Consider the following 11952-nt stretch of genomic DNA (forward strand, 5'->3'; position numbering starts at 1 on the left):
CCAGCCGCCCATTTTACCCCCATCCGGCGCTCTGTCACCCAAGCGCTACCGGCTTGACTGACCAAGCCTCAATGCAAAAAAGGCAGGCTCTCAGGCCTGCCTTTTCGTCGACGGTGCTTGGCGCTACCCCTTGGGACCCAGCAACAGCCAAACAATCAGGCCGATTAGCGGGAAAAACAGCAGTACCAGAATCCACAGCAGCTTGGCCAAACCACCTGCCGAGCTCTTCGCCACCTTGACGATGGCCCAGATGACGATAATCAGCCAGATTAGGCCTAACAGTCCACCTACTTCAATGCCCATGGCAGCTCCTTAGCTGGTTAGCGTTGTCATCCTGTTAACAATATTATCCCGCAAGCAGGGGCGTTTAGCGGTCGGCACTGGTGCCTTGTCAAGCTAAGCATAGCCTTTGCCCGTGTACAAGTCGTGCACAAACTCTGCTTTTTCTGCGCTAGCCCTCGCCGCGCGTCTCGGGCAGCGTCAGCACCATCTCGCCTCCGCGGATCTCGATGGCCAGATGGCTCAAAAAGCTCATGCCCAGCAGCACCGTGTCGTCCTCCATGTTGGGGCTGACCGAGCCCTGGACGTTACCCAGACGGATGCCGCCGAGACTCACCGAGTCCAGGTCCACCAGCGAGCCCTGCACCCGGCCGTTGGCCGTATTGAACCAGACGTGCCGGCCGCGCTCCAGCTCAAGCCTGTCGGCAAGCCCGCCGGACAGCGCCACGTAGGTCGCGCCGGTATCGAGCAAAAACGTTACCGGCACGCCGTTGATCTCTCCCGGCGCCTTGAAGTGCCCGGCGCGATCGCGCTCAAGCGTGAGCGGCGTGCCCGGCTCGGCCGAGGCGACGACTCGGGCATTGGGGTTTTGCAGCGACTCAAGACCGCCCTGCAGCCACCAGGTGCCGCCCACGATCAGCAGCACCCAGAACAGCAGCATCATGACCAGACCGCCGCGCTGCCCCTGCGCTTTTGCTGCCATACGCCCTCCTAATAATCGGCCTCCCCGGCCGGCCGCCACTGCCCGGCGGCCGCGCGGCCCCGCGCCTCGTTAACCCGGGTGCAGATCAGCATGGCAACGATAAACAGCACCGCGCAAAGCAGAATCGAGCCTGCCAGCCCCACCAGCACCTGAAGCGTGCCCAGCAGCACGATGCCCAACACCCCGGCAAGCTTGTTGGCCAGCCCCCAGAAGCCAAAAAACTCGGCGGCCTTTTCCCCGGGGGAAAAAAGCCCCACCAGCGTGCGGCTGGCCGACTGGCTGGAGCCCAGGCTGGCCCCGGCCAAACACCCCACCACCAGAAACACGTGCTGCGCCTGCCACGCTTGGCCAAAGCGGCCATTGACCCATTCGGTCAGCGCCGGCGTCGCCCAGATGGCAATGATCGCCGCCACCCAGAGGGCGAGCGTCAGCTGATAGGTGCGCTTGCCGCCGAACCTGTCCTGCAGAGCGCCAAAGCCCAGGGCGCCGCCGGCGGCGGTGATCTGCACGATGATGAACATGATATTGCGCACCCCGGCGTCCCAGCCGATCACCTGCCCGCCGTAGATAAAGGCAAAGGCAATGATGATGTAGACCCCGGCCATGGAAAACAAAAGCGAGACCAGAAACAGGCTCAGGTCTTTAAAATGGCGTAAATCCTTCCAGGTTGCCAGTACGCGCTGGCGGGCAATACGCACGTAGGAGGCGCTCACCGGCTGCGGCGGGGCGCGCTCTTTCAGCCAGGCAAAGGTAGGAATGGCGGCCACGAGGAAAAACCCCGCGGCAAAGGGCCCCACAAAGCGGATGCGCTCGAAGTTTTCAGCGGTGGCCTCGCCCAGCACCAGCAGGGTAAAGCCGGCGGCGAAGAGCCCGCCCAGGTAGCCCAGCGCCCAGCCGAAGCCGGAGATTTTACCCAGCGCCGCCGGCGGCCCCAACCCGGGCAAAAATGCGGCAATGAACGACTCGCCCATCGAGTAGGCATAGTTGGAGACAACGATCAGCAAAAGCCCGGGCACCACGTAGCCCGGCCCGACAAAGTACAAAAGCGCGGTCGAGACCACGGTGGCCACATAGCTCCACCACAGAAAGCGCTTTTTTTCCGCGCGGCAGTCCATGACCGCGCCGCACAGGGGGGCTGTCAGCAGCACCAGCAGATAGCTTACCGCCAGCGCCAGGCTCCAGAGAAAGTTGGCCAGCCGGTAGCTGCCGTCATGCTCGCCGACAATCACCGTGGTAAACAGCTCGCCGAAGACCACGGTGATGATCAAAAGCGTGTAGGCCTGATTGGCGAAATCGAACATCGCCCAGCCGATAATCTCCCGGCGCGAGGCGTAGCGCTGGCCCGCGTCAGAGCCGGAGGGGCAGGTATCAGAGGCAGACGGCATGGCGGCTCCCGGTGGTGTCAACAATGGTCACGAAGGCGAAGGGCGGGGCCGCCGGCTACAGCAGCCAGTGCACGAGCACCGCCGCCGTGCCCACAATCAGCGCCGTCACGACGGCAATCGTCACCGCCACGTTCAGCCAGCGGTCGAGCCGGCGGACGGCGGGCGCGGGGCGCTCGACCTTGCGCCGGGTAGCGCCGCGCCGAGCGGGGCCGGGTCGCGAGTCTTTTGCCATTACGCCGCTTTCCTCCCTGGGCCCAGAGCCCCCTACTCGCCCGGCCGCGTCTACACTTATCAGTTCTGTGCTTAGCGGTTGATGCGCCGGTTGACCACGTTCGGCGCTCGCCGCAGCCGCTCGTCTTCGCCGAGCTGGTCGGCCTCGAAGGCGTCCGCCCCCACCGGCGTATCGCCGTGGCGACGATACAGCTGGGTCAGCATGGCCTTGCGGTCGGCGCGCAGCTCGCGAAGCAGCACCACCACCATCATGTAGAGAATAAACGTAAACGGCAGCGCCGACAGCACCGAGGCCGACTGCAGCCCGCTGAGGCCGCCGGCCACGATCAGCGTCAGGCAGATAGCGGCGATCAGCACCCCCCACAGCACGCGCTTGTAAAGCGGCGGGTTGATCGAGCCGTTGTCGGTCATCTGGGCCACGATATAGGACGCCGAGTCTGCCGACGTCACCAGGAATACAAAGATTAGTATCATCGCCATGATCGACAGCACGCCGGAAAACGGCATCAGGTCAAACATCGCAAACAGCGCCACGGTGATATTGTCCTGGGTCGCCTGGGCAAGGCCGATATCGCTGCCGCCAAGCTCCATGTGCAGCGCCGCGCCGCCGAATACGCCGATCCAGGTACAGGCCAGCAGCGGCGGCACCAGCAGCACGCCAAAGACGTATTCCTTGATGGTACGCCCCCGCGACACCCGGGCCACGAAGGTTCCCACAAACGGCGACCAGGCAATCACCCAGGCCCAGTAGAAAATCGTCCAGTCGTTGCCCCAGTTGGCCTCGTCGTAGGGCGCAATGCGCAGGCTCATGCCGATGAAGTTCTGCAGGTAATCGCCGATGCCCAGGGTGATCGTTTCGAGAATCGCAACCGTAGGCCCGGTGATCAGCACGTAAAGCATCAGCCCGATGCACAGCGCCATGTTGAGGTTGGAAAGGCGCTTGATGCCTTTATCCAGCCCGGACCAGGTCGAGGCCATATAGGCGCAGAACATCACCAGCAGAATAATGAACTGCCACCAGCCGTTTTCCGGCAGGCCGAACACCGCGTTGAGCCCGCCGTTCATCTGCAAGACGCCAAGCCCCAGCGATGTGGCCACGCCCATCACCGTTGCCACCACGGCAAAGACGTCGAGCCAGGAGGCGTAGGGGCGCACCCGCGGGTACTTCGCGGTGACCGACGAGAGCACCGACGACACCAGCCCCGCCTGCCCCTTGCGGAACTGGAAATAGGCGATGATCAGCCCCACCACGGAAAACGCCGCCCACTGGTGAATCCCCCAGTTGAAGTAGGTGTACTGAATGGCATAGCGCGCCGCGGCCACGCTTTCCGGCGATTCGTCGCCGTAGGGCGGATCAATATAGTGCGACATGGGCTCGGCCATGCCGTAAAACACCAGCCCCACGCCGAACCCCGCGGCGAGCAGCATGCTCACCCAGGAAAAGAAGCTGTAGTTGGGCGTGCTGTCCTGGGGCCCCAGCCGTACCTTGCCGTACTTGGAGAACGCTAGCCCCAGCAGGAACACCACAAACCCAAATATCGAAAACAGGTAAAACCAGCCAAACAGCCGGGTAATGGTATTCAGCGCTGCCTGGGCGGCGTTGCCGAAGCCTTCGGGAAACGCCGCCCCGACCAGCACCAGCCCCAGGATAATTATCGTCGAGGCGATAAATACTGTCCTGCCGCCGTGATCCGCCATCTCGTCCCCTTGCTCTTGCCGGTCGTTCGTTATCGAAAGCTTTGCTGCCGACCCCTTGTCGGCACCGTGCAGACTCTATCAGCTCAGCACGAATGGTGCATAAGCCAGCCTTGATGCAACACGGCCGTCGCGTCTTGCAGAGGCGACACACAAAACGGCGCGCCGGGTGAACTCAAGCGCCGTACAGTGTTCTACTGGGCAGACAGGAACGCGCTACACCCCGCGTCTTCAGGCCAACGTCTTCAGGCCCACGTATTCAGGAGAGCTCCATGACACAGCGTAATACCCGCAACGCCGCCTGGCAGGCCGCCCAGCAGTGGCGCGCCAAAGCCGCCGAGTCGCGCCCGGTGGGCCTTGGCGGCAGCATCCGACTGTTTTTCACCTGGCTTTTGTTCGGCGCCATGATGATCGTGGCGCTGGTGCTGGGCTTTTTCCTGCTGCTGATCGGCTGGGCGATGATGCCCTTCATGCGCCACAAGATGAAAAAGCGCATGGACGCCATGCGCGCCGAGCAGGCTACCGACATCGGCGGCGGTGCCTACCGCGAGCCCCGGCGCCCCCACGACGCCCTGGAAGGCAGCTTTGACGTCAAGGAAGAAAAGGAAAAGACCGACCGGGACCCGGCCTCGCGCTAGCCCGCTCAGGCCGGCGGATACACCCAGGCAAAGACCACGGCAAGGGTCAGCGGCATGACCACCAGGCTACCCAGGTTGCCGATCAGCACCAGGGAGGCGACGCGGTGCGGCGAAAGCCTGTACTGCTCGGCGATCAGATAGTTGAGCACCGCCGGCGGCAGCGCGGCGAATACCAGCAGCACCGCGGTGGCCAGCATGTCCAGCGGCAACAGCCAGGCCAGCGGCAGCGCAATGACCAGCCCGGAAAGCGGGCACAAAAGCGCACCGGCCAAGCCGGTACGCCAGTCGCCGAAGTCCACGTCCAAAAGCCGCACGCCGAGCGCAAACAGCATCAGCGGTATGCTCACCTCACCGAGGGTGTGCATGGGCGAGGTCAGCCACTCGGGCAGCGCCACGCCCGCCAGGTTCACCGCCAGCCCGGCAAGGCTTGCCAGCACGATGGGCAGGCGCAGCATCCGCCACGGCGAGCGACCGGGGTCGACCAGATAAAGCCCCACCGAGAAGTGCAGCACCATTTCGACGATGAACACCACCACCGCCGCGGGCAGCGCCTGCTCGCCAAACGCCAGCACGATCAGCGGCAGGCCCATGTTGCCGGTGTTATTAAACATCATCGGAGGCAGAAACACCTTGGGCGCAATGCCCAGCCAGCGCGCCACCGGCCACAGCAATAGCCCCGACCCCAGCACTACCGCGACCACCCCCAGCGCCAGCCAGACATAGTCGGCAAGGGGCGCGCTGCGCTCGGCGAGTACCGCAAACACCAGAAGCGGGACGAACAGCTCCATGTTCAAAACGTTGAGGCTGCCAATATCCGGCTTGCGAAAGTAGCCGTATGCCGTGCCGGCGCCGGCGCCGGCGATCAAAAATACCGGCACCAAAGTGGTAAATATCTGCCCGATCATGGGGCCTTCCCCTCCCCGGGGGCCTGGTCCGGCGGCTCGAGAAAGCGCTCCCACAGCGCCTGGACAGCGCGGCGGTGGCCATCGAACGCCCCCGCGTCCATGCGCGCCCGCTCGCCGGTCAGCGCGGCGCGGTGGGTGGTGCTGCGATAGGCCAGATAGGCCTCGCGCAGGTCCCTGGCCTCGTCGTCGGGCAGGTGGCCGCTCGCGGCCAGGGAATCGAGAATGCGCACGCTGTCGCTGTAGGCCAGCAGCGCCGGCGCCTCGACGCCCAGCGCCAGCACCGCGTACTGGCAGAGAAACTCGATATCCACCATGCCGCCGGCGTCCTGCTTGACGTCAAACGTCTCTCGGGTGCGGCTGCCCAGGTGGGCGCGCATTCGGTGGCGCATGCGCACCACCTCGTCGCTCAGCGCCTGGCGATCCCGGGGCCGGCCCAGCACCTCCTTGCGCACGGCGTTGAAGCCGTCGGCGAGGGTGGCATCGCCGGCTACCACCCGGGCGCGTACCAGCGCCTGATGCTCCCAGGTCCAGGCGTTCTGCCGCTGATAGTCGGCGAAGGCGTCGAGCGACGTCACCAGCAGCCCGGCGTTGCCCGACGGCCGCAGGCGCATGTCCACCTCGTAAAGGCTGCCCGCCGGGGTCACCGCGGTGAGCAGGTGGATCATCCGCTGGCCCAGGCGGGTGAAGAACACCGACGCGTCCACCTGGCGGCGGCCGTCGGTGGCGCCCCGGGTACTGCGGTGCAAAAACACCAGGTCCAGGTCCGAGCCGTAGCCGAGCTCAATGCCGCCCAGCTTGCCGTAGCCGACGATGAGGAAGTCCGGCGCGTCGCGGCCGATGCCCGGCGGCACGCCGTGCTTGCGAACCATGTGCTTCCACGCCATGACAAGCACCGCGTCGAGAATCACCTCGGCGATGTAGGTCAGGTAGTCGCTGACCTTCATCAGATGGCGAGTGCCGGCGATGTCCGAGGCGGCCACGTGCAGCGTCTGGGCGTGCTTGAACACGCGCAGCGCCTCCAGCTGGGCTTCCTCGTCGTCTTCGGGCAGGCGGTTCAGGGTCTGGCGCAGCTCGTCGGCGAGCCGCGCCTTGCTCGCCGGGGTATACAGCGACTCCGGGGTCAAAAGTTCGTCGAGCAGGATCGGGTAGCGCGCCAGCTGGTCGGCAATCCAGGGGCTTGCCGCGCACAGGCGCATCAGGTGCTCAAGCGCGTGGGGGTTTTCCCGCAGCAGGGCAAGATAGGCCGTGCGCCGCAGCACTGCCTCGATCAGCGGCTGCACCCGGGGCAGCGCGGCGTCCGGCGTGGGGTTTTGCGCCAGGGCGTCGAGCAAAAGCGGCATCAGCGCGTCGAGCCGCTCAAAGCCGATGCGCTGCATGCCCTGCACCGCCCGGGAATGGTAGAGCCGCTCAAGGCGTTTGCGCGCCTCTGCGGGGTCGTCAAATCCGGCTTCGTCGAGGCGCCGCTCGGCGTCTTCGGCGCTCAGCTCGCCGCGCCACAGCCGCCGCCACTGCTCAAGCGCCGGGGTTTCGCTGTCGTCTTCCACTTCTTCTTCGGGCTCGGCGATGACGTCGTCGAAATAGCGCTGGATGCGCTCGCGGCCTTCGCCCATCCGCGTCATTACGCCGTCCCAGCCGTCAAACCCCAGCGCCAGCGCGACCTGCTCCCGGGCCACGGGGTCGTCGGGCAGCCGCTGGGTCTGGCGGTCGTCCAGCGCCTGCAGCGCGTGCTCCAGGTCGCGCAGAAAGGCATAGTCCGGCAGCAGCTCGTCAACCGCCTCCTGGGGCAGCAGGCCAAGCGCCGGCAGCCGAGAGAGCGCGGCGCGAAGGGAAGTCTGCTGTAGCTCGGTGTCGCGACCGCCGCGGATCAGCTGAAACGCCTGCACCACGAACTCCACCTCGCGGATGCCGCCGGGGCCGAGCTTGACGTTGTTTTCCATGCTGCGCCGCTTGACCTCGCGGTGAATCATGGTCTTCAGCCCGCGCAGGGACTCGATGGCGCCAAAGTCCAGATACTTGCGGTAGACAAAGGGGCGCAGTCCGCGCAGCAGCGTAGCGCCGCCGGCAACGTCGCCGGCCACCGGGCGCGCCTTGAGCATGGCGTAGCGCTCCCACTCCCGGCCCTGGTCCTGGTAGTAGGCCAAAAGCGCGGCAAAGCTGCCCACCAGCGGGCCGCCGTCGCCCAGCGGGCGCAGGCGCATGTCCACGCGAAAAGCAAAGCCGTCGGCGGTGACGTGGTCAAGCGCGGCGATCAGCTTTTGCCCCAGCTTGGTGAAGTACTCCTGGTGGGCAAGCGTTTTGCGCCCGCCCCGGGTCTCGCCGTCTTCGGCGTAGGCAAAAATCAGGTCGATGTCCGACGACAGGTTGAGCTCGCCGGCGCCCAGCTTGCCCATGCCCAGCACCACCATCCGCTGGGCGGAGCCGTCTTCGCAGGGCGCCGGTCGCCCCCAGCGCGGCGCATAAAACGCCTCCAGCCAGCCAAGGGTAGCTTCAAGGGTGACCTCGGCCAGCGCCGTCACCGCCGCGGTGGTGTCCCAAACGTCGTAGCCGTCGGGGCGGTTCAGGTCGCGCCAGATGATGCCCAGCATCCGCGCCTGACGAAAGCGCCGCACCGCCCGGTACAGCGCCGCCTCGTCCTCGGCCGCGGCCAGCGTTTCGCCCAGCCGGCGCTCAAGCACGGCGCCGGCCGGCGCGGCGTCCAGCTCGCCGGCGTCAATAAGCTCGCCCAGCAGCGCCGGGGTGCGCACCAGCACGTCCAGGGCAAAGCTCGAGATCGCCACCGTGCGCACAAGCGCCGCTCGCCGCGACGCGGGCAGCGCCTGCCAGACAGCCGCCGTTTCATCGTCGGGGCCGGCTGGCCCCAGCGCCTCGGCCAGGCGCAGCTGAGCCTGCTCTGCGGTTTCTCGGAGCGCCGCCGGCAGGCCGTTTAGCGGCAGAAAATCGTTGTCCAGCGCCATGTCGCGCCCTCTCCGTCTCGTACTGGCTCCGTCGCGGGATTGATCAACCCCAGAAGCGCAGCCAGAGCATAAGCCCCCAGGTCAGCGCGGCGTAGGCCAGCGCCAGCATCACCGCCGCCGAGCCGATGTCCTTGGCGCGGCCGGAAAGCTCGTGATGCTCGGTGCCGATGCGGTCCACTACGTTCTCCACCGCGCTGTTCAGAAGCTCGGCGATCATCACCAGCACGCAGCTGCCGATCAGCAGGAGCACCTGGGTCACGCTCTGCCCCAGCCACACCGCCAGGGGCACGAGCACCACGCTCAGGGCCACTTCCTGGCGAAACGCCGTTTCGTGACGAAACGCCGCGATCAGCCCGTTGAACGAGTAGCGCGTGGAATGCAGCAAATGGGTGAGACCCGTACGCTCAGGCTTCATCCTGGTTCCTCATGCCCTGGTTCCTTATGCATTGGTTAACGACCCGCCTAGTGAGTATCGATCATGCCGGCCAGATCCGCCGAGAGAGGCTCCAGCACCTTGGTCCAGTTCAGGTAGGGCGTGGAGCGATTGCCGTTGACCAGCACGCTGAACACGCCCCAGCGCCCGCCGGCGGTACGGAAGTACCCCGCCATGGCGCGCACCGCGTACGGCTCGTTGAGCGTACCGGTCTTGAGCATGACGTTGTGCTGGAAGCTTTCCGGCCCCCGGCGGATAAAGCGCATCACGCCGTTCTCCGGCGACTGCAGCGCCGCCACAAAGCTCGGAAACAGCGAGCTCTGGTGATACATCGACTCGAGCATCACGTTGACGCCGTGGGCCGTGGTGCGGTTGTCGGTGGTCAGACCGCTGCCGCTTTCCAGCGTCACCTCGCCGTGGCCGGAAAGCCCCGCGACGTAGCTTTCCAGCGCCCGGCCGGCATCGGCAAGCTCGGCGCCGGGCGTTTCAACCAGGTTCAGCGCCAGCACGTCGGCCATGTAGTTGTTGGAATAGTTCAGCGTGCGCAGCACCAGCTCCTGCAGCGGCTTGCCCTCCACCGCGGCGAGGGTCTGGGCGGCGTCGGGCGGTTTGGCCGTGGTTATCCGGGGCGCGCCGGAAAAGCCGATGCCGAAGCGCTCGAGCATCGCCGCCAGAGTATCCGCCGTTTGCTCGGCGCCGTCGCTGGCGCCGCGGTACTCGTCCCGGGGCCAGGCGTTGGTGGAAATCTGCCCGTCGACGTGCACCACGTCGCCGTGCTCGGTAGTCACGCGCTCGGCGCTGATCTGGGTGCCGCTGTCGTCGGGCCGGGTAACCACCTGGTTATCCACCGATACCAGCGAAGACGGTCCGTCGCAGTGGGTTACCCGGGCCGGCTCGCCCGGGGCGATTCCCGGGGCCACGTTGACGCACCAGCTGCCGAAGTTGACCCCGGCGGACGACAGCGGCGCGCTGTAGGCGTTATCCACCCGGGTGCGCGCCTCGCAGCGGTCGGTGGTTGCGCATTCGACCGGGCCAAAGCGCCACTGGCTGACCACCACGTCGCCGTTGATCTGGCGCACTCCGGCCTGGTGCAGGCGCTGAACCAGCCGCCAGAGGTTCTCGCTGGTGAGCCCGGGGTCGCCGCCGCCTTCAAACCACAGGTCGCCGTTCAGCACGCCGTCGGCCGGGGCCGCCTCGGCGATGCTTTTCAGCCGCGTGGTAAAGCGGTGCTGGGGGCCGAAGCGCTCAAGCGTGGCCGCCGCCGTATAGGTCTTGGTCACCGAGGCCGGCGACAGCGCCTGCCGGGGGCTAAGGCTGCCCAGGGTTTCCCGGGAGCCGTCCAGCAGCCGGGCCTCGGCGCTGATAGCAAAGCCGTCGTCGGCAAGCTTGCCCAGCCGGGAAAAGTTCGCCCGGGCCGCCGTGCCGCTGTAAAGCGCCAGGGCCACCGCCGCGGCGAACATAACCAGCCGCTGACCCCAAGCGGCGTGCGGCAATCTACGATGGATCATGACCTCGTCCTTAATGCACGTTCATTGTCGAAAACACCTGCAGCACCACTACGCCGGCCACAATCAGCGAAATCCCCGCGATCGCGGGCGCATCCGGCTGTTCGCCGAACGCGATCATGCCCACCAGGGTCACCAGCACAATCCCGAGCCCCGCCCAGATGGCGTAGGCCACCCCTACCGGCAGCGTCCGCAGCACCAGGCTCAGCAGATAAAACGCCAGCCCGTAGCCGAACACGACCACGACGCTGGGGCCCAGCCGGGTAAAGCCGGCGGAAGACTTAAGCGCGCTGGTGGCGACGACTTCGGCCACGATCGCCAGAATCAGGTAAATAAATGCCATTGTCGCTCCAGATCGATCGTTAGTTGCCAAAGGGGCTGTCCGCCCTCGGCGTACTTGGCCTCAAACGGCGTCAGATACGCAACTCCCGAATCCCCGCCCGGCGCATAGCGCGCTACCGCCGCCTCGCAACCGGCGGCCTGCGCCACCGCCAGGGCGAACTCCTCGGCGTAAAGGCGCCAGTTGGTGCGAAGCTCAAGACGCCCGCCCAGCCCCAGGATCCACGGCAGAACCGGGTGGCCGTGCCAGCGCATTTTCAGCTGGGAGGCCTTGGGGTACGGATTGGGGTACAGCAGATAGTGCCGCGCCGGGGCCCAGCCGGCCTGCCAGGCGAGCCGCCAGAAATCTACCAGATCCGCCCGCACCAGCAGCGCGTTCGCCGGCACCGGGCCGTGATCCCGGCTCAGGCGGTCGGCGCTGCGGTCCACGCCGATCACCGCGTGATCGGGAAACGCCGCCGCCAGCCGCCGGGTCGAAAGCCCCACGCCGCAGCCGGCGTCCAGGATCAGCGACCTTCCCTGCGCTTCGCGCCAGGCCTCGGCCCGGGCAAAAGCGGCTCGAGTGTGCTCGGCCACGGGCTTTTGCAGCGGGCTTGCCAGCGCCCGCGCCACCCGGCGTGCGAGATCAGGGTGGGGGCCGGGCTGACCGGATACCACCATCCGGCGGGACGAGTGCGGCGTTAAAGGCGGCAGTGACGACGGCGGCTGCATGGCGTATTCCGGGCGCAAAAGCGTGATTCTATCAGCCTTGGCCGCTTGCGGCATGACGCCGTTGCATGGCCGGTGCTATGATCACGCCCAGCAGCCTTTTAGACTTACGTTGTTATTAGACTTACGTTGTTATTAGACTTACGTTGTTATCATTCAGGCACCCGCACAGCGGGG

The 11952-nt window shown here is 66.1% G+C and carries 12 protein-coding genes; 1 reads left to right on the plus strand and 11 read right to left on the minus strand.

What is annotated here, in order from left to right:
- Nucleotides 1-123: 123 nt before the first annotated feature.
- From RS027_RS00660 to RS027_RS00680, 5 genes are all read right to left on the minus strand, one after another.
- A complete protein-coding gene (locus tag RS027_RS00660) occupies nt 124-303 on the minus strand; it encodes a PLDc N-terminal domain-containing protein (protein ID WP_138181704.1) in 180 nt (59 codons plus the stop codon).
- A 148-nt stretch (nt 304-451) separates the two neighbouring features.
- A complete protein-coding gene (locus RS027_RS00665; RefSeq protein ID WP_311952350.1) occupies nt 452-982 on the minus strand; it encodes a retropepsin-like aspartic protease family protein in 531 nt (176 codons plus the stop codon).
- A gap of 8 nt (nt 983-990) precedes the next feature.
- Entirely contained in the window at nt 991-2367 is a 1377-nt protein-coding gene (locus RS027_RS00670) for an MFS transporter (protein ID WP_311952357.1), read from the minus strand.
- A 55-nt stretch (nt 2368-2422) separates the two neighbouring features.
- Nucleotides 2423-2599 (minus strand): hypothetical protein, encoded by a 177-nt coding sequence (locus RS027_RS00675; RefSeq protein ID WP_311952360.1) that lies wholly within the window; start codon nt 2597-2599, stop codon nt 2423-2425.
- 71 nt (nt 2600-2670) lie between these two features.
- Nucleotides 2671-4296 carry a BCCT family transporter gene (locus RS027_RS00680; protein WP_311952362.1) on the minus strand — a complete coding sequence of 542 codons (1626 nt, stop codon included), beginning with the start codon at nt 4294-4296 and terminating at the stop codon, nt 2671-2673.
- 269 nt (nt 4297-4565) lie between these two features.
- Here RS027_RS00680 and RS027_RS00685 point away from each other — a divergent pair, with 269 nt between their 5' ends.
- Nucleotides 4566-4931 carry a hypothetical protein gene (locus RS027_RS00685; RefSeq protein WP_311952374.1) on the plus strand — a complete coding sequence of 122 codons (366 nt, stop codon included), beginning with the start codon at nt 4566-4568 and terminating at the stop codon, nt 4929-4931.
- Nucleotides 4932-4936: 5 nt separating this feature from the next.
- Here RS027_RS00685 and RS027_RS00690 read toward each other — a convergent pair whose 3' ends face one another.
- From RS027_RS00690 to trmB, 6 genes are read right to left on the minus strand one after another with little or no spacing between them, the layout of a single operon-like run.
- Nucleotides 4937-5836, minus strand: coding sequence for an AEC family transporter (locus RS027_RS00690; protein WP_311952378.1), 900 nt, complete (start codon nt 5834-5836; stop codon nt 4937-4939).
- Nucleotides 5833-8790, minus strand: coding sequence for a bifunctional [glutamate--ammonia ligase]-adenylyl-L-tyrosine phosphorylase/[glutamate--ammonia-ligase] adenylyltransferase (glnE, locus tag RS027_RS00695; RefSeq protein ID WP_311952381.1), 2958 nt, complete (start codon nt 8788-8790; stop codon nt 5833-5835). The genes RS027_RS00690 and glnE overlap by 4 nt, the downstream gene beginning before the upstream one ends.
- Before the next feature lie 43 nt (nt 8791-8833).
- Nucleotides 8834-9205, minus strand: coding sequence for a diacylglycerol kinase (locus RS027_RS00700; RefSeq protein ID WP_311952385.1), 372 nt, complete (start codon nt 9203-9205; stop codon nt 8834-8836).
- A gap of 47 nt (nt 9206-9252) precedes the next feature.
- Nucleotides 9253-10731: a D-alanyl-D-alanine carboxypeptidase/D-alanyl-D-alanine endopeptidase gene (gene dacB, locus RS027_RS00705; RefSeq protein WP_376717563.1), complete on the minus strand. Its 1479-nt coding sequence runs from the start codon at nt 10729-10731 to the stop codon at nt 9253-9255.
- 10 nt (nt 10732-10741) lie between these two features.
- Nucleotides 10742-11071 (minus strand): DMT family transporter, encoded by a 330-nt coding sequence (locus RS027_RS00710; RefSeq protein ID WP_311952389.1) that lies wholly within the window; start codon nt 11069-11071, stop codon nt 10742-10744.
- On the minus strand, nt 11053-11778 hold the full coding sequence (gene trmB, locus RS027_RS00715; protein WP_311952547.1) for a tRNA (guanine(46)-N(7))-methyltransferase TrmB: 726 nt from the start codon (nt 11776-11778) through the stop codon (nt 11053-11055). Before trmB ends, RS027_RS00710 begins: the two co-directional genes overlap by 19 nt.
- Nucleotides 11779-11952 lie beyond the last annotated feature (174 nt).

The organism is Halomonas garicola (assembly GCF_031935715.1).
GTDB lineage: Bacteria > Pseudomonadota > Gammaproteobacteria > Pseudomonadales > Halomonadaceae > Vreelandella > Vreelandella garicola.

Coding starts and splice junctions, on each gene's coding strand:
- glnE (WP_311952381.1), bottom strand. CDS start 8,790: ATGGCGCTGGACAACGATTTTCTGCCGCTAAACGGCCTGCCGGCGGCG.
- RS027_RS00700 (WP_311952385.1), bottom strand. CDS start 9,205: ATGAAGCCTGAGCGTACGGGTCTCACCCATTTGCTGCATTCCACGCGC.
- RS027_RS00710 (WP_311952389.1), bottom strand. CDS start 11,071: ATGGCATTTATTTACCTGATTCTGGCGATCGTGGCCGAAGTCGTCGCC.
- RS027_RS00680 (WP_311952362.1), bottom strand. CDS start 4,296: ATGGCGGATCACGGCGGCAGGACAGTATTTATCGCCTCGACGATAATT.
- RS027_RS00690 (WP_311952378.1), bottom strand. CDS start 5,836: ATGATCGGGCAGATATTTACCACTTTGGTGCCGGTATTTTTGATCGCC.
- RS027_RS00660 (WP_138181704.1), bottom strand. CDS start 303: ATGGGCATTGAAGTAGGTGGACTGTTAGGCCTAATCTGGCTGATTATC.
- trmB (WP_311952547.1), bottom strand. CDS start 11,778: ATGCAGCCGCCGTCGTCACTGCCGCCTTTAACGCCGCACTCGTCCCGC.
- RS027_RS00665 (WP_311952350.1), bottom strand. CDS start 982: ATGGCAGCAAAAGCGCAGGGGCAGCGCGGCGGTCTGGTCATGATGCTG.
- RS027_RS00675 (WP_311952360.1), bottom strand. CDS start 2,599: ATGGCAAAAGACTCGCGACCCGGCCCCGCTCGGCGCGGCGCTACCCGG.
- RS027_RS00670 (WP_311952357.1), bottom strand. CDS start 2,367: ATGCCGTCTGCCTCTGATACCTGCCCCTCCGGCTCTGACGCGGGCCAG.
- dacB (WP_376717563.1), bottom strand. CDS start 10,731: ATGATCCATCGTAGATTGCCGCACGCCGCTTGGGGTCAGCGGCTGGTT.
- RS027_RS00685 (WP_311952374.1), top strand. CDS start 4,566: ATGACACAGCGTAATACCCGCAACGCCGCCTGGCAGGCCGCCCAGCAG.